This window comes from Ruegeria sp. CH2 (assembly GCF_056537065.1).
Genome location: NZ_JBQFQV010000013.1, coordinates 80,139 through 94,827 on the forward strand (window position 1 = coordinate 80,139; position 14,689 = coordinate 94,827).

Sequence of the window (14,689 nt, forward strand, 5' to 3'; positions counted from 1 at the left end):
GTACGGGCCAAAGGTTGGCAACTCGACTCGCCAGAAGAAGTGAAAAGACCTCTGCCCGACCTGCCTGCCCCCCCTCATGATCTGGTTGAACACCTCAGCACTATGGGGTTGGTCAACATGTACGCGCAGTTCGAAATCCTGTATGGTGGTCGGACCAACAGGGTGTGGAAAGTGCTGGGGGACAACGGCGACAAAGTACTGAAGCTCTACAGCCCGACCTTACGCAACCCCTTGTTTCGAAATGATGCAAAGCTGGAAGCTCTCTGCCTCAAGGCGCTTGGACCGACCGGATTTGTACCAAGGCTGCGCGCCGCAGGACAGCACAGGAACGCGCATTGGGTGTTTTACGACCACGCACCCGGAACACCTTGGCGGAATGGGTCGGACAAGGTTGGTGAACTGCTGCGCAGGTTGCACTCGCTGCCCAACACCATTCCAGCGCCCGCCGGGTGTAACGGCAGCGCGGACCTGATGGCCCATGGGCACAGAATTCTGCAAGGGTGCAGGTCAGAAACCCGAAACGAACTGGCAAAACTGCAACCTTCGATATCCGTCCCCCCCACGACCAAGACTTGCCTGATCCATGGCGATCCGGTCGCTGGAAATATTCTGGTCGCGTCCCGCGGCCTGACCTTGATCGACTGGCAATGCCCGGCCTTTGGCGACCCGTGCGAAGACCTTGCGCTGTTTCTGTCCCCGGCAATGCAAAGGTTGTACCGGGGCTCACCATTGTCGGACGCGGAAGAAGTTCAGTTTCTGTCCGCCTATCGCAGACCCGAGATTGTTGCCCGTTATCAACGGCTCAAGCCATGGTATGCTTGGCGCATGGCCGCTTATTGCCTGTGGCGCGCAGAAAACGGTGCACCCGACTATTCCGAAGGGTTGAAACTGGAAATCGAAATCCTGAAACCGATTGAGTTTACCTGAGGTCGGAAAGCGCAAAGAGGGCGTATGCCGGTGGCATCAATGCGCGACGCCAGCGGCCCATCGGAAACCGTTCAGGAGTTTGCCTCATCGGGGCTGGCAAGTGGGCCTCTTTGCCCAATGCCAGCCGCGCCAATGCGCGCCCGCTGTAAGTCCCCATAGCGACGCCGTTGCCATGATACGCAAATCCGGCAAACATGCCTGGCTGCTTGGGCACGGCACCGACATAAGGCATCAGGCTTCGCGAAAGGCACACCATCCCCGACCAGATATGAGTCGCCTCAACCGCTGCCCAGGCCGGGAACATGCGTTTGAAATCCTGTTGAACCTTTGCCCGGATCGCGGCCTCGGACCGGGGCGACGACAACAAGCCGCCTCTCATTCCGAACAAAAAGCGCCCATCCGGCATCAGGCGAAAATAGTGCAGAAGATTGCGCGTGTCGTAACATATCTGGTCCGAGTTCCAGCCCTGCGCCAATAGTTCTGCCTGGCTAAGTGGGCGTGTTACCATAACCGTCGATTGCGCAGGCAAATAGCGTCCGGACATCCAATCGGGGATGTCTTCGCTGGAATACCCGTTGGTACAAATCAGCACGACCTGTGCGTTAACCTGCCCCGCGCTTGTTTGCAGCCTGAAGCCGGACGTCGTTTTTTCAATGTTCAGAACGGGGCTGTTCTGGAAGAAATTCGCTCCCGAAGCTGCCGCAGCGCTTGCCAGCCCGAACAGGTATTTCCGGGGATTGAGCCCGAAGCCAACCGGCAGAGTATACCCACCGAAAAATGCACCACCCATACCGAGCGCTGGTAATTCAGCGGCTTGGTGCAGAATGCCGGTCTCGTCCGCGTATCGGCGCAGGACATCCATCGCATGCCGCGAATGGGCCAGTTGAGTCTCACCGTTGGAATGCGTATCGGCGTCAATCCGATGCCGCGCCAGCAGATCGGCAACAAGCTGGACCGCATCCTGTTCAGCCGTCTCATAGGCTTGCGCCGCTTCGCGGCCATAGCGGCGCACCATAGACTTTTGCCCAAGCTTCGATCCGCCAAGACAGCAGAAACCGCCATTGCGACCTGATGCGCCCCACCCCGGCGGGCCTGCCTCGAACACAGCTACCGAGGTCGCGTTTTCGGCCAGATGCAAAGCCGCTGAGACCCCTGTAAAGCCGCCACCGACGATGGCAACATCAACGTTCAGATCGCCCTGAAGCTCTGGCCAGTTCGGGTTTGCAATGGTTTCGTCCCACCAGCAACCACCACGAGGACCTGCGCCATAGGTGTATTCGGGAAATATCCGTTTCATTCGGTGCGCGCAGCGGCCTGCTCGTCCTGCCGTTGGCGCATCATCGCGCGTTTGGTCACAAGTGAGGCCGTGATCACCCCAACCGTCACGACCGCGATCATAATCGTCGACAGCGCGTTTATCTCGGGGCTGACGCCCAGCCGCACGGCCGAAAAGATCTTGATCGGCAGGGTCGTCGCCGACGGGCCCGATGTGAACGACGCGATAACCAGATCATCCAGCGACAATGTGAAAGCCAGCAGCCAGCCCGAGATTACCGCAGGCGCGATGATCGGCAGGGTGACCAGACCAAAGGCCTGCGCGGGTGAACAACCCAGATCCAAAGCGGCTTCTTCCAGCGATTTGTCGAATGTCACAAGCCGTGACGAGACGACAACCGAGACAAAACACATCGAAAATGTTGTGTGAGCCAGAACGATTGTCAGGATACCCCGGTCCAGCCCGATCCCGATAAACAGCAACAACAGCGACAGGCCGGTGATCACCTCGGGCATCACAAGTGGCGCGTAGATCATGCCGGAAAACAGTGTCCGGCCAAAGAACCGCTTGCCCCGAACCAGCACATAAGCGGCCGCAGTCCCCAGAATCGTTGCCAGTGTCGAAGAAAACACCGCAACCCGGACCGTGACCCACGCGGCATCCAGAAATGCCTCGTTCTGAACCAGTTCGCCATACCATTTGGTCGAAAACCCGGCCCAGACCGTGACCAGCTTGCTTTCGTTAAAGCTGAAGATGATCAGGATGATCATCGGAATATAGAGGAACGCAAAACCCAGCGTCAGCGAAACTGTATTGAACCAGCTTAATCTGTTCATCCGTCAGCCTCCGCCTGTTTCTGCTGGTTGCGCTGGAACAGCACAATGGGAACGACCAGAATAAGCAACAGCACGATCGCGACAGCACTTGCCACGGGCCAGTCTCGGTTCGAGAAAAACTCTTCCCACAGAACCTTGCCGATCATCAACGTGCCGGACCCACCCAGTAGTGACGGGATCACAAACTCACCGATCACGGGGATCATCACCAGAAAACAACCTGCGATGATGCCCGGTCTGGACAGTGGAATGGTGACCAGCCAGAAGGCTTGTGCCCTCGAGCAACCCAAATCCTCGGCCGCCTCGATCAACGAACCATCCATGCGTTCCAATGACGAATAGATCGGCAGGATCATGAACGGAAGATAAGTGTAGACAATACCGATATAGACGGCAGTCGAGGTGTTCAGGATCGTCAAAGGCGTCGAAATGATGCCCGTCCACAGAAGCAGTTGGTTAAGGTACCCTTCATTCGACAGAATGCCCATCCACGCATAGACCCGGATCAGGAATGACGTCCAGAAAGGCAGGATCACCAGCATCATCAGTGTTGGCCGCCATTCCTCGGGCGCACGGGCCATGCCATAGGCGATGGGGTAGCCAACCAGCAAAGTCAGGAAGGTTGAGATCAAAGCGATCTTGACGCTGGACAGATACGCTTTCCAGTACAGGTCGTCCTCGGTCAGCCAGATGAAGTTTTCAAGATCAAGCTGGCTGAAGAACTCTTTGATCCCCGACCAACCAGCTGAAAAATCCAGTGTCGGTGTATAGGGCGGGATCGCAAGCGCGGTGTCCGACAGCGAAATCTTCAGAACGATGAAGAATGGCACCATGAACAGCGCCAACAGCCAGACATAAGGTATGGCGATCAGAACAGCGCGGCGCATCAGTCGGCCAGCAGAACCGCAGCCGTGGCCGTCCAGGACAGCCAGACCGGGTCTTCCCAGGTGAATGAACGGCGCGAGATGCGGCGGGTGTTGGCCGTCTGTGCCTTGATGATTGTGCCGTTTGCCAACTCAACGTGGTAAGTGGACAGATTGCCCAGATACGCGATGTCATGAACCTTGCCTTGCACCGCATTCACTGCATCTGCCGGACGCTCGGCCGAGATTGTCACTTTTTCCGGGCGGATCGCCAGATGGCAAAACTGACTTTTTTCAAAGTTCTTCGCTGATGCGGCGGTCAGCGGCGCTTGCCCTTCGGCCCAGTCTACCTGATAGGTATCCTCTCCGACAGATGTCGCGCGCCCTTCGATGATGTTCACGTCCCCGATGAAATCAGCGACATAGACCGAGGCGGGGTTCTCATAAATCCGGTCCGGAGTGGCAACCTGCATAAGCTGACCCTGATCCATCACCGCCACACGGCTGGCGACTGTCATGGCCTCTTCCTGATCGTGCGTAACGATCACGAATGTGGTGCCGGTTTTTTCCTGAATATCCATCAGTTCGAATTGGGTATCCTGGCGCAACTTCTTGTCCAGCGCGCCCAGCGGTTCATCCAGCAGCAAAAGCTTGGGCGCTTTGGCAAGTGAGCGCGCCAGCGCCACACGCTGCCTCTGCCCACCCGATATCTGATGCGGTTTGCGGCGGGCGAACTGTTCAAGCCGGGTCAGGCGCAGCATCTCTTCGACCCGGTCTTCCAGATCGTGTTTGGGCATTCTGTCCCGGCGCAAGCCAAAGGCGATGTTTTCCCAGACGCTAAGATGAGGAAAAAGGGCATAGGACTGGAACATCATGTTCACGGCCCGCTTGTTGGGCGGGATCGGGTCGATATCCTTCCCCCCAAGCAGGATTTGGCCTTCGGTCGGTGTTTCGAACCCGGCCAGCATCCGCATCATCGTCGTTTTGCCACATCCAGACGGACCAAGCAGGGCAAAGAACTCTCGCTCGAAGATATCCAGAGACAGGTTGTCGATGGCAGTAAATTCACCAAAACGCTTGGTCACGTTTCGGAACTGGATCAAGGGTTTCGCCTGCGGGTCATCCCATGGCGCAAAGACGTCAGAATTCACTACGGCCCTCGTTCGAATAGCTGGAAAGAGAGGCAAGGCGGCGGCGCCGCCCTGCCGGTGCAATTCGGATCAGGTACCCGATTTGACCTTGGTCCACAGACGCGTCACGACCCGCTGTGTTTTCGCCGGATAAGGTGTCGTGATGTACAGGTTCTGCATCGTGGCATCATCCGGATAGATGGCCGGATCGCCGATCACGTCCTCTTCCAGAAATTCCTGAGACGCTTTGTTGCCATTGGCGTAATACACATAGTTCGATGCCGCCGCCATGTTGTTGGCGTCCAGAATGAAGTTGAGGAACGTGTGTGCGCCTTCGGGATTTGGAGCATCGACAGGAATTGCCATCTGGTCGAACCACATCAGCGACCCTTCGGCGAAGGGGTGGTATTCAATCTCTACACCGTTATCTGCTTCTGCAGCACGGTCGCGTGCCTGAAGGATGTCACCCGACCAGCCCACAGCAACGCAGATATCGCCGTTTGCCAGTGCATTGATGTATTCCGAGCTGTGGAATTTCTGGATATGCGGGCGGACCGCCGTCAGAACCGCTTCGGTCTTGCCAATCACGTCCGCGTCGTGGCTGTCGGGGTTTTCACCAAGGTATTGCAGCACCATGGGAATGATCTCGGCCGGGGCATCCAGGAAATGCACGCCGCAAGTGGCCAGCTTTTCCATGTTCTCGGGCTTCAAGACCAGATCCATGCTGTTCAGAGCAACGTCGTCGCCCAGAACCTCTTTGACCTTACCGACATTCACGCCGATCCCGGTTGTTCCCCACATGTAGTTGATCGAATACGCGTTGTCCGGGTCATAACCGGCGGTTCGCTCTTCGATTACATCCCAAAGGTTTCCGGCGTTCGAAAGCTTGCTTTGGTCCAGCTGCTGAAACGCGCCGGCCTGGATCTGGCGCTGAAGGAATGTACCTGACGGCACCACCACATCATAGCCCGAACCACCAGCCAGCATCTTGGTTTCCAGAACCTCGTTGCTGTCAAACACGTCATAGATCAGGGTCAGACCTGTTTCTGCTTCGAATTTGCTCAGCAGTTCTTCGTCGATGTAGTCGGACCAGTTGTAAACACGCACCTCTTCAGCAAATGCCGCCGAAGTCCCCAATGCGATGACCGCCGTCATAGTCAGCGTTTTGATTGTCATATTCTTCTCCCTGCAAGTGTACGGGTATTTTCCCGTTTTTTTGGATTTGATCAAGTTTTGCGTTTTCCCTCGATCCAGCGTATGGTTTCACGTGGCCAGTCACCTGACAAGTCAGGCTTAGTCGAAATGGGAAGAACCAATTGGATTTGATCAAAAATAAGGCATATGCGCCGTCGACCGAAGGGGGCAAACAACCCGCGCATGAGCAGGTTTACCAAACACTCAGATCACAGATTCTGTTCGGTGAACTGGTCCCAGGTCAGCCCGTCACAATCCAGGGCCTGACTGATTCGCTGGGTGTTGGGATGACTCCGGTCCGCGAAGCGATTCGCCGGTTGATCTCGGATGGAGGGTTGGTTTTCCAGGGCAATCGGCGCGTCAGTGTACCGCTGCTGAACTCGAACGATATTGAAGAGATGATCTTCGCCAGAATTTCAATAGAATCAGAGCTTTCCAGACGTGCAACCGCCAACCTGAAAACGCAGGACATTGATCACCTGGAACGCCTGGACAGGCATTTGGATCGCATGATCGCCGATGGTGATGTCGGTGGCTATCTGCGTTTGAACCAAGCTTTTCACGAAACGCTGTATTCTTACGCAAACGCGCCGATCCTCAGTGATCTGGCTGAAAGACTTTGGTTGCGGTTTGGCCCCTCTTTGCGTGTTGTCTGCGGGCGCTTCGGCACACAGAGCCTTCCGGATCGGCACAAGGACATTATTGCCGCTTTGCGCGCCGGTGACGCAGAAATGACTGCAAAGGCAACCGCTCAGGACATCGAACAGGGTATGGACCTGATGGCGGAGGCATTGACGTCTGTCTGATCTAACTTGATTCGATTGACAGGAAAAAATTTGATCATATTGTGTTCGCCAACTGCGTTCTTGTAGGAGATTCTCCGATGTCTACCATCACCAACCACATGCCGACCGCCGAATTGCAGGCGCTGGATGCCGCGCATCACATTCACCCTTTCTCGGCCAATGGTGCGCTGGGGAAGGAAGGGGCGCGCGTGATCACACGTGCCAATGGTGTTTATCTGACCGACAGCGAAGGCGAGGAAATTCTGGATGCGATGGCGGGCCTGTGGTGCGTCAATATCGGATATGGGCGTGATGAGCTGGCCGATGTTGCCGCGCGCCAGATGCGCGAGCTGCCCTATTACAACACCTTCTTCAAAACGACCCACGTCCCCGCGATTGCTTTAGCCGCCAAGATTGCCGAACTGGCACCGGGCGATCTGAACCATGTCTTTTTCGCAGCAGGCGGGTCCGAGGCAAACGATACCAATATCCGCCTCGTGCGCACCTACTGGGCCCAGAAAGGCCAGCCTGACAAGAACATCATCATCAGCCGCAAGAACGCCTATCACGGCTCATCCGTGGGTTCGGCCTCGCTGGGTGGTATGGCCGGGATGCACGCGCAGGGCGGCATTCCGATCCCGAATATCCACCACATTAACCAACCCAATTGGTGGGCCGAAGGCGGCGATATGTCGCCCGAAGAATTCGGTCTGGCCCGCGCGCGCGAGCTGGAAGAGGCGATCGAAGAGTTGGGCGAAGACCGGGTCGCCGCCTTTATCGCCGAGCCGGTTCAGGGCGCAGGCGGTGTAATCGTGGCGCCCGATACATACTGGCCGGAAATTCAGCGTATCTGCGACAAGTACGATATCCTGCTGATAGCTGACGAGGTCATATGCGGATTTGGCCGGACAGGCAACTGGTTCGGGTCGCAAACCGTTGGCATCAAGCCGCATATTATGACCATCGCCAAGGGCCTTAGCTCGGGCTATGCGCCCATCGGCGGGTCCATCGTAAACGACGAAATTGCCGAAGTAATCGGCGGTACCGAATTCAACCACGGCTATACCTATTCCGGCCACCCGGTCGCGGCCGCCGTGGCGTTGGAGAACCTGCGCATCCTCGAAGAAGAGAAGATCGTTGAGCATGTGCGCGACGTTGCAGCCCCCTATCTGAAAGAGAAATGGGAGGCACTGGCAGATCATCCGCTGGTGGGTGAGGCCAAGATCGTTGGCATGATGGCATCCATCGCGCTGACCCCGGACAAAGCCAGCCGCGCCAAATTCGCATCCGAACCCGGCACGGTCGGCTATATCTGCCGTGATCGGTGCTTTGCCAATAACCTGATCATGCGCCATGTTGGCGACCGGATGATCATTTCACCCCCGCTGATCCTGACACCTGCGGATATCGACGAGATGTTCGTGCGGATCTACAAGTCGCTGGACGAAGCGCAGGCCGAGATCATTGCACAAGGGCTGATGAAAGCCGCATCTTGATTTAGCGACTTATGCGTCTTCAAAGGCGGCCCATTCGGGCCGCCTTTTCTTTACCGTAACCTCTCCAGCAGGTTTGGCGTGGGGTATCCGTCCGGGACCAGCCCCTGCGCCATTTGATACGCCCGAACCGCGTTGATCGTATTTGGCCCGGTACGCCCGTCGACACCCTTTGTGTCAAAGCCCGCATCCGTCAGACGGGTCTGAAGTTCCTTTTTCTCGGCAAAGCTCAGCACCCGGTCGCCGCGCGGCCAGTCGGATTGAAACGGTGCGCCCCCTGCAAGCCGGTCGGACAGATGCCCGATGCCAATCACATAGGCGTCGGCCCCGTTATACGCCTCGATCACGCTGAAATTTTCGAAAATCATCAGCGCAACGCCCTGACTTCCGGCCGGAAGCAGGATCGCGGCCTTCCCATGATCCGGCACGACGGTGCCATCCCGCGCCACGACACCCCTTGCAGCCCATTCGGTCGGCATCAGCGTAAAATCACGACGGGCTGAGGCGTAATCGAAATCGGCGGGCAAACGCACCTCCACGCCCCATGGCTGACCCCTGGTCCAACCATGCCGCGCCAGATAAGACGCCGCCGAAGCCAGCGCATCCGTCGGGTCATCCGACCAGATGTCCCGCCGGCCATCACCGTCAAAATCCACCGCGTGATCCAGATATGACGTGGGCATGAATTGTGTATGTCCCATTGCGCCCGCCCAACTGCCAAGCATGTTGCCGGCGCTGATATCGCCAGCCTGCACGATCCGCAGAGCAGCGACCAGCTGCGTTTCAAAGAATTGTGCCCGCCGCGCATCAAAGGCAAGCGTTGCCAATGAACGAAGCGTTGGACTGCTACCGCGATAGGACCCGAACGAGGTTTCAAGCCCCCAGATGGCAGTGACCACCTCTTTTTCGACGCCGTATTCCTCCTCGATCCGGTTCAACACCTGCCGATGCCGCTGCATGGCCGCACGCCCGTTCGACAGGCGCGTTTCCGACACTGCGGTCTCAAGATACTCCCAGATGGGTTTCGAAAACTCGGCCTGATTGCGATCCCGTTCCAGGACATCTTCGTCATAGCTCATCCCCGAAAACACCTGATTCAGTGTTCCCTGCGAAATACCCTGCCGTCGCGCACGGCCCTGAAAGGCGCCGAGCCAAGACTGAAACCGTGCCTTTGTCGCAGAAGTCACGGGCAAGGCCTCAATCAACGGGCGCGGGACCGGACGGATCGAAACGGTTACATCCGCCGAAGCCAGTTGCAGCACATCGCGCGATTTCCCGCCGTCTGCCCATCTGGAGTTTTCTGTTGTTTCCGCCTGCACTATGGATGCCCACAATGCGACGGTCATGACGCCGCCTACGCATTTTCGCATTCCGTTTTTTCCTGATTACTGCTCGACCACAGGGTAGCGCAAAATCGGAAATTCACAAAGTGCTCAGACGTTCGCCTCACGCTCCTGCGCAGCACGCTCTGCCCGAATGCGTTCCAATGCCTCGCGCAGCAGGGGCACGCGGTTCGGCCTGAAGCTTTGTTCGGTCACTGACATGTCCTGCAACCGATCCAACCGGAAAACGCGGAAATCCTGTCGCAGGTGGCACCAGCCCAACAACACGTTCGAGTGATCCAGATAGACGATACTCAACGGGTTGACGCGCCTGTGCGTAGCATCGCCTTTCGCATCTGTATAGAAAAACTCGACCGCGCGCTCATCCCACGTCGCCTGCCGCAGAGTGGCCACGTCAATCGAGGGTTCAGGCGGGCGGTTGAATCGCGTAGCCGCCAGAACCGCATGGCTGAGCCGATGGGACTGGCGTTGCGGCAAGCGTCCCTGAAGTTTCCGCAGGGCCGTACCCGCCGCGCCCGACAAAGCCGGATCGCCAATCACCTGAACTTCGCGCAGGCCCAGAACCAACGCTTCAAGCTCATCATCAGTGAACCCCAATGGGGGCAGGGTCGCGTCCTCGATCAGGGTAAAGCCAAACCCCGCTTCGCCGTCGATCACGGCACCCAGTCCGCGCAATGCATCAATATCCCGATGAATTGTTCGGGCCGAAACACCCAAATCCTGCGCCAACTGTTCGGATGTTCTGGGCGAAGGACCAGAACGCAGGGCTTGCATCAGTTGGAACAATCGGGCGGTGCGGGACATGATGTACAATAGCTTACCCCTAATGACAGAAAATGTCATTAGGTCCCGATACTCAGTCAGCACACAATGACACGGAGCCTCATAATGCTGACCCTTCTCACCTTCCCCTCTGCCTTCGGCCTGTTCAGTGCCAGCCCCTTCTGCGTCAAGACAGCATTGATGCTTGAGCAGTCCGGTCAGACTTGGCAACGCTCGGATATGCTTGACCCCCGCAAGATGCCCCACCAGAAGCTGCCCGTTTTGCGGACGCCGGAACGCCTGGTTCCGGACAGCGACCTGATCCGCGAATGGTTGGAACAGCAGGGCGCGGATTTCGACAAAGGGTTGACGGATGTCGAAAAGGCGCAGTCCCGCGCACTGGTGCGCATGGCCGAAGAGCATCTGTATTTTCACATCGTTCTGGATCGTTGGGGCAATGACGAAGTCTGGCCAGTCTTACGCGATACGTTCTTTACCGGAATTCCGGCGTTGATCCGGAAACCGGCATCCAATGCGATCCGGAAATCCGTTCTGAAGGGGATTACGTCACAGGGAATCGGGCGGTTTTCGCTGTCCGAACGGCTGGACCGGATCGAACGTGACCTCGAGGCGATCTCGGCCTATCTGTGGCAATCCTCTTTCCTGCTTGGGGACCGTCCGACATCGGCTGATATGAGCGTTGGTCCTATGCTTGCCGCGATGCGCGCCACACCTGCGGACACCCCCCTGACCCGCCGGATCAAACAGGATAACCTGCTGAACAGCTACGTGGATCGGTTGGAACAGGCGATACCAATTGCATGAAACCCTTTGAAAACCCTTTGGTCGCTTCGGCCTTTGAGACCCTGCCCCCGCAAACCCGTGCGGGGGCTCTGGCCTTGCGGGCGCTTGTGTTTGACACGGCAGCCTCTCTGCCTGCCGTCCGCACGGTGCGAGAGGAACTGCGCTGGGGTCAGCCCGCCTATCTTGCGCCCAAAGGGTCAACGATCCGGCTGGGCGCGCACAAATCGGCACGTTTCGCCTTGTTTGTGCATTGTCAGAGCCGGTTGATAAGCGATTTCACATCCGCCTTTCCGGGCGAGGACCGGATCGATGGGAACCGTGCCGTTCTGTTTGATGACACCGCACAAATCGATCCAACACGCCACGGATGGCTGATTGCCCGCGCGTTGACCTATCACCTCTGACGACGCTTGCGTTCGACCTTGCGCTTGATCTTGTCTTTCTTGCGCTTGGTGCTGATCGCTTTGCGCCGGGATGATCGCCCTTTTGGCCCATGTCCGCGCGGCAAGGCCTGGTCATCGATGGACAGCAGCTCCAGCTCCAACCCGCCGGTCACAGGTGTCGCTTCGGTCAGTCGAACGGTGACACGTTGGCCGATGGCGATAATCAGCCCCGTGTCCGCCCCCATAAGGGTCCCGGCCTCGCGGTCGAAATGGAAGAACTCGCGCCCCAATGATCGCACCGGAACCAAGCCATCCGCGCCGGTTTCGTCCATTTTGACAAATGCACCAAACCGGGCAATGCCGCTGATCCGGCCTGTGAACTCATTGCCAACCCGTTCGCTGAGATACGCGGCCAGATAACGGTCAGTCGTGTCCCGTTCAGCCATCATGGATCGGCGTTCGGTATCCGAGATATGAGTGGCCGTTTCTTCGAGCCGGGTAATCTCGTCTTCTGTCAAACCGTCCGTGCCCCAACCGTGGGCCGAGATCAGCGCCCGATGCACGACCAGATCGGCATAGCGCCGGATAGGAGAGGTGAAATGCGCGTAGTTCCGCAGCGCCAGCCCGAAATGGCCGAAGTTTTCTGGGTTGTAATATGCCTGTGCCATTGACCGCAGAGTGGTCAGGTTGATCAGTTCCGCATCCTCGGTCCCGGCGGCGGCGTTCAGCAGCGCATTCAGGTGGCTGGTTTGCAGCACCTGCCCCTTGGCAAGGTTCAATCCGGCGGCCTGCGCCGTTTCACGCAGGCTTTCCAGCTTCTCGGGCGCGGGTTCCTCGTGCACGCGAAACAGCAGCGGACGGCGCTTGGCGATCAGTGTCTCGGCAGCCGAAACATTGGCGAGGATCATGAACTCTTCGATCAACCGATGCGCATCCAACCGGTCGCGGAACGCCACGCTTTCAACATGACCCGTCTCGCTGAGCACGATCTTACGCTCGGGCAGGTCCAGTTCCAGTGGCTGTCGCACAGCCCGCGCTTTCTTCAGCGCGGCATAGGCGGCATAAAGCGGTTTCAAGACCGTCTCCAGCAATGGCCCGGTGCGGTCGTTCGGGTTGCCGTCGATGGCCTCCTGCACTTCGGCATAGTTCAGCGACGCGACCGAACGCATCAACCCCCGCACGAAACGATGACCAATCTTGTTACCGTCCGCGTCAATCTGCATCCGCACAGCGACACAGGCGCGCGGGACACCTTCATGCAGGGAACACAGATCACCCGACAGCCGATCAGGCAGCATCGGCACCACACGGTCAGGGAAATAACTTGAATTGCCCCGCTTGCGCGCCTCGCGGTCCAGGGCCGAGCCGGGCAGCACATAAGCAGCAACATCGGCGATAGCGACCCAGATCACATGTCCACCAGGGTTCTTGGGGTCTTCATCCGCGTGCGCGTAACAGGCATCATCACGATCGCGCGCATCCGAAGGGTCGATGGTCAGCAGCGGCATGTCCCGCAGGTCCTCGCGGCCCTTCAGGCCAACGGGTTTGGCATTGTCTGCTTCAGCAATGACCTTGTCGGGAAAGTCATCCGGGATACCGTGCTGGTGGATCGCGATCAGCGAAACAGCCTTGGGCGCGGTCGGATCACCCAACCGTTCAACAATGCGCGCACGCGGCAGGCCCATGCGATTTTTCGGCCCGGCCTGTTCGGCCTCGACCAATTCGCCGTCTTTGGCACCATGCACCGCGCCATCGGCAACCAGCCATTCAGTCTGGCCCGCCTTGTCGATAGGGACGATTCTGCCCCCTTCGGCCCCTTTGCGGAATATGCCCACGATCTTGCGCGGGTTGGTCCCGATTCGGCGGATCAGGCGGGCTTCGTAATTGTGATCTTCTTCGTGCACGACGGTCAGGCGGGCCAGAATGCGGTCACCCTCACCCAGGGCCGGGTCGCTGGCCCGCGCGATGATCAGAACGATGGGCTCGACGCCTTCGCCATGCCATTCCAGTGGGCGGGCAAACAGATCACCATCGGCATTCGGGGCCTTCACCTGCAAGACACTGACAGGTGGAAGACGGTCTGGATCGCGATAGCTGCGCTTGCGTTTTTCAAGGTGTCCTTCGGCCTCAAGCTCTTTGAGGATGCGCTTGAGGTCAATGCGATCCGCGCCCTTGATACCAAAGGCTTTGGCGATGTCGCGTTTCGAGGTCAGGGTGGGGTTCGCCGAGATCCAGTCAAGGACCTCCTGCTTGGTGGGGATGCGAGTCATGCTTCCGGCGTAGCACGCGTTTGCGACCGCGTCATGACCAAAAAACCTCAGGGTTTCAGATCAGCAACTGTATCCACATCGCGTAGCTGGTCCAGCAGGGTCACACGGCAGTTTGGGATTGAGGCAAGTGTGTCGCCCAAAGCATGTTCTGTCGACCAGCGCACATCGTGGAACAGACCTGCGGGCAGCGCGCCATAACGCTGCGCACCGACCAGCCAATAGCCGCCATCCGGCGCGGGGCCGAACACCATCTGGGATCGCCCAAGCGCACCAAATGCACGGGCAATATGTGCACACGAAATACCCGGAATATCCGCACCAATCAGGCAAACCGGCCCCTTGGGCATTCCGCCCAACATCCGCTTCATCCGGCCACCCAGGTCGCCGGACCCCTGCGGCGCGCGTGGCAGGTCAACGGGCCAGACGCGGCTTACAAGGCCCTCCGCATCGGGCGACACGGCCAGCACAATCTGCCAACGGGGATCACGTAGCCTGCGGATCAAGGCGCGGGTCTGATGCCGAAACCACCACGCGGCACCAACCATGCCGATATCGCGCCCCAGCCGCGTCTTGACACGACCCGGTCTGGGTTCCTTGACCATGATCACCAATGTGCGTTGCAT

At 58.2% G+C, this 14,689-nt stretch carries 14 protein-coding genes; 5 read left to right on the forward strand and 9 right to left on the reverse strand.

Going from position 1 to position 14,689, the window contains the following annotated elements; genetic code table 11:
* The first annotated feature begins 39 nt into the window (after positions 1-39).
* Complete coding sequence (locus tag ACR0M9_RS16330) at positions 40-927, forward strand: phosphotransferase (protein WP_480484139.1); 888 nt, start codon at positions 40-42, stop codon at positions 925-927.
* Here the strand turns inward: ACR0M9_RS16330 and ACR0M9_RS16335 are convergent.
* The 5 genes from ACR0M9_RS16335 to ACR0M9_RS16355 form a co-directional block, all read right to left on the reverse strand.
* A complete protein-coding gene (locus ACR0M9_RS16335) occupies positions 920-2,224 on the reverse strand; it encodes an NAD(P)/FAD-dependent oxidoreductase (protein ID WP_480484140.1) in 1,305 nt (434 codons plus the stop codon). The two genes, ACR0M9_RS16330 and ACR0M9_RS16335, sit on opposite strands and share 8 nt — an antisense overlap.
* Positions 2,221-3,039, reverse strand: a complete 819-nt coding sequence (locus tag ACR0M9_RS16340; protein ID WP_480474178.1) for an ABC transporter permease — start codon at positions 3,037-3,039, stop codon at positions 2,221-2,223. Before ACR0M9_RS16340 ends, ACR0M9_RS16335 begins: the two co-directional genes overlap by 4 nt.
* The gene (locus tag ACR0M9_RS16345) at positions 3,036-3,926 is read right to left on the reverse strand and encodes an ABC transporter permease subunit (protein WP_480484141.1); all 891 of its coding nucleotides are present in this window, start codon (positions 3,924-3,926) and stop codon (positions 3,036-3,038) included. The genes ACR0M9_RS16340 and ACR0M9_RS16345 overlap by 4 nt, the downstream gene beginning before the upstream one ends.
* Positions 3,926-5,053 (reverse strand): ABC transporter ATP-binding protein, encoded by a 1,128-nt coding sequence (locus ACR0M9_RS16350; protein ID WP_480484142.1) that lies wholly within the window; start codon positions 5,051-5,053, stop codon positions 3,926-3,928. The genes ACR0M9_RS16345 and ACR0M9_RS16350 overlap by 1 nt, the downstream gene beginning before the upstream one ends.
* A 69-nt stretch (positions 5,054-5,122) precedes the next feature.
* Positions 5,123-6,208, reverse strand: a complete 1,086-nt coding sequence (locus ACR0M9_RS16355; protein WP_267363696.1) for a polyamine ABC transporter substrate-binding protein — start codon at positions 6,206-6,208, stop codon at positions 5,123-5,125.
* Between the two features lie 140 nt (positions 6,209-6,348).
* On the opposite strand from ACR0M9_RS16355, the gene ACR0M9_RS16360 reads away from it, so the two are divergent.
* Both ACR0M9_RS16360 and ACR0M9_RS16365 read left to right on the forward strand, forming a co-directional pair.
* Complete coding sequence (locus ACR0M9_RS16360; protein ID WP_480484143.1) at positions 6,349-7,032, forward strand: GntR family transcriptional regulator; 684 nt, start codon at positions 6,349-6,351, stop codon at positions 7,030-7,032.
* A 77-nt stretch (positions 7,033-7,109) separates the two neighbouring features.
* Positions 7,110-8,507 carry an aspartate aminotransferase family protein gene (locus ACR0M9_RS16365; protein ID WP_480488565.1) on the forward strand — a complete coding sequence of 466 codons (1,398 nt, stop codon included), beginning with the start codon at positions 7,110-7,112 and terminating at the stop codon, positions 8,505-8,507.
* A 50-nt stretch (positions 8,508-8,557) separates the two neighbouring features.
* Here the strand turns inward: ACR0M9_RS16365 and ACR0M9_RS16370 are convergent, their stop codons facing one another.
* Complete coding sequence (locus ACR0M9_RS16370; protein ID WP_480774113.1) at positions 8,558-9,850, reverse strand: lytic murein transglycosylase; 1,293 nt, start codon at positions 9,848-9,850, stop codon at positions 8,558-8,560.
* An 87-nt stretch (positions 9,851-9,937) separates the two neighbouring features.
* Positions 9,938-10,651, reverse strand: coding sequence for a helix-turn-helix transcriptional regulator (locus ACR0M9_RS16375; RefSeq protein ID WP_480774114.1), 714 nt, complete (start codon positions 10,649-10,651; stop codon positions 9,938-9,940).
* 84 nt (positions 10,652-10,735) lie between these two features.
* Here ACR0M9_RS16375 and ACR0M9_RS16380 point away from each other — a divergent pair, with 84 nt between their 5' ends.
* Entirely contained in the window at positions 10,736-11,434 is a 699-nt protein-coding gene (locus ACR0M9_RS16380; RefSeq protein WP_480774115.1) for a glutathione S-transferase family protein, read from the forward strand.
* On the forward strand, positions 11,431-11,817 hold the full coding sequence (locus tag ACR0M9_RS16385; RefSeq protein ID WP_480774116.1) for a DUF1801 domain-containing protein: 387 nt from the start codon (positions 11,431-11,433) through the stop codon (positions 11,815-11,817). The genes ACR0M9_RS16380 and ACR0M9_RS16385 overlap by 4 nt, the downstream gene beginning before the upstream one ends.
* On the opposite strand, the gene rnr is transcribed toward ACR0M9_RS16385, so the two are convergent.
* Both rnr and ACR0M9_RS16395 read right to left on the reverse strand, forming a co-directional pair.
* The gene (rnr, locus tag ACR0M9_RS16390) at positions 11,808-14,066 is read right to left on the reverse strand and encodes a ribonuclease R (RefSeq protein ID WP_480774117.1); all 2,259 of its coding nucleotides are present in this window, start codon (positions 14,064-14,066) and stop codon (positions 11,808-11,810) included. The genes ACR0M9_RS16385 and rnr overlap by 10 nt on opposite strands.
* 47 nt (positions 14,067-14,113) lie before the next feature.
* On the reverse strand, positions 14,114-14,689 hold the full coding sequence (locus ACR0M9_RS16395; protein WP_480774118.1) for a TIGR04282 family arsenosugar biosynthesis glycosyltransferase: 576 nt from the start codon (positions 14,687-14,689) through the stop codon (positions 14,114-14,116).

Excerpts from the sequence above, each read along its gene's own strand:
- ACR0M9_RS16335 (WP_480484140.1), bottom strand. The coding sequence starts at position 2,224 with ATGAAACGGATATTTCCCGAATACACCTATGGCGCAGGTCCTCGTGGT.
- ACR0M9_RS16340 (WP_480474178.1), bottom strand. The coding sequence starts at position 3,039 with ATGAACAGATTAAGCTGGTTCAATACAGTTTCGCTGACGCTGGGTTTT.
- ACR0M9_RS16345 (WP_480484141.1), bottom strand. The coding sequence starts at position 3,926 with ATGCGCCGCGCTGTTCTGATCGCCATACCTTATGTCTGGCTGTTGGCG.
- ACR0M9_RS16355 (WP_267363696.1), bottom strand. The coding sequence starts at position 6,208 with ATGACAATCAAAACGCTGACTATGACGGCGGTCATCGCATTGGGGACT.
- ACR0M9_RS16365 (WP_480488565.1), top strand. The coding sequence starts at position 7,110 with ATGTCTACCATCACCAACCACATGCCGACCGCCGAATTGCAGGCGCTG.
- ACR0M9_RS16370 (WP_480774113.1), bottom strand. The coding sequence starts at position 9,850 with ATGACCGTCGCATTGTGGGCATCCATAGTGCAGGCGGAAACAACAGAA.
- ACR0M9_RS16375 (WP_480774114.1), bottom strand. The coding sequence starts at position 10,651 with ATGTCCCGCACCGCCCGATTGTTCCAACTGATGCAAGCCCTGCGTTCT.
- ACR0M9_RS16380 (WP_480774115.1), top strand. The coding sequence starts at position 10,736 with ATGCTGACCCTTCTCACCTTCCCCTCTGCCTTCGGCCTGTTCAGTGCC.
- ACR0M9_RS16385 (WP_480774116.1), top strand. The coding sequence starts at position 11,431 with ATGAAACCCTTTGAAAACCCTTTGGTCGCTTCGGCCTTTGAGACCCTG.
- rnr (WP_480774117.1), bottom strand. The coding sequence starts at position 14,066 with ATGACTCGCATCCCCACCAAGCAGGAGGTCCTTGACTGGATCTCGGCG.
- ACR0M9_RS16395 (WP_480774118.1), bottom strand. The coding sequence starts at position 14,689 with ATGCAACGCACATTGGTGATCATGGTCAAGGAACCCAGACCGGGTCGT.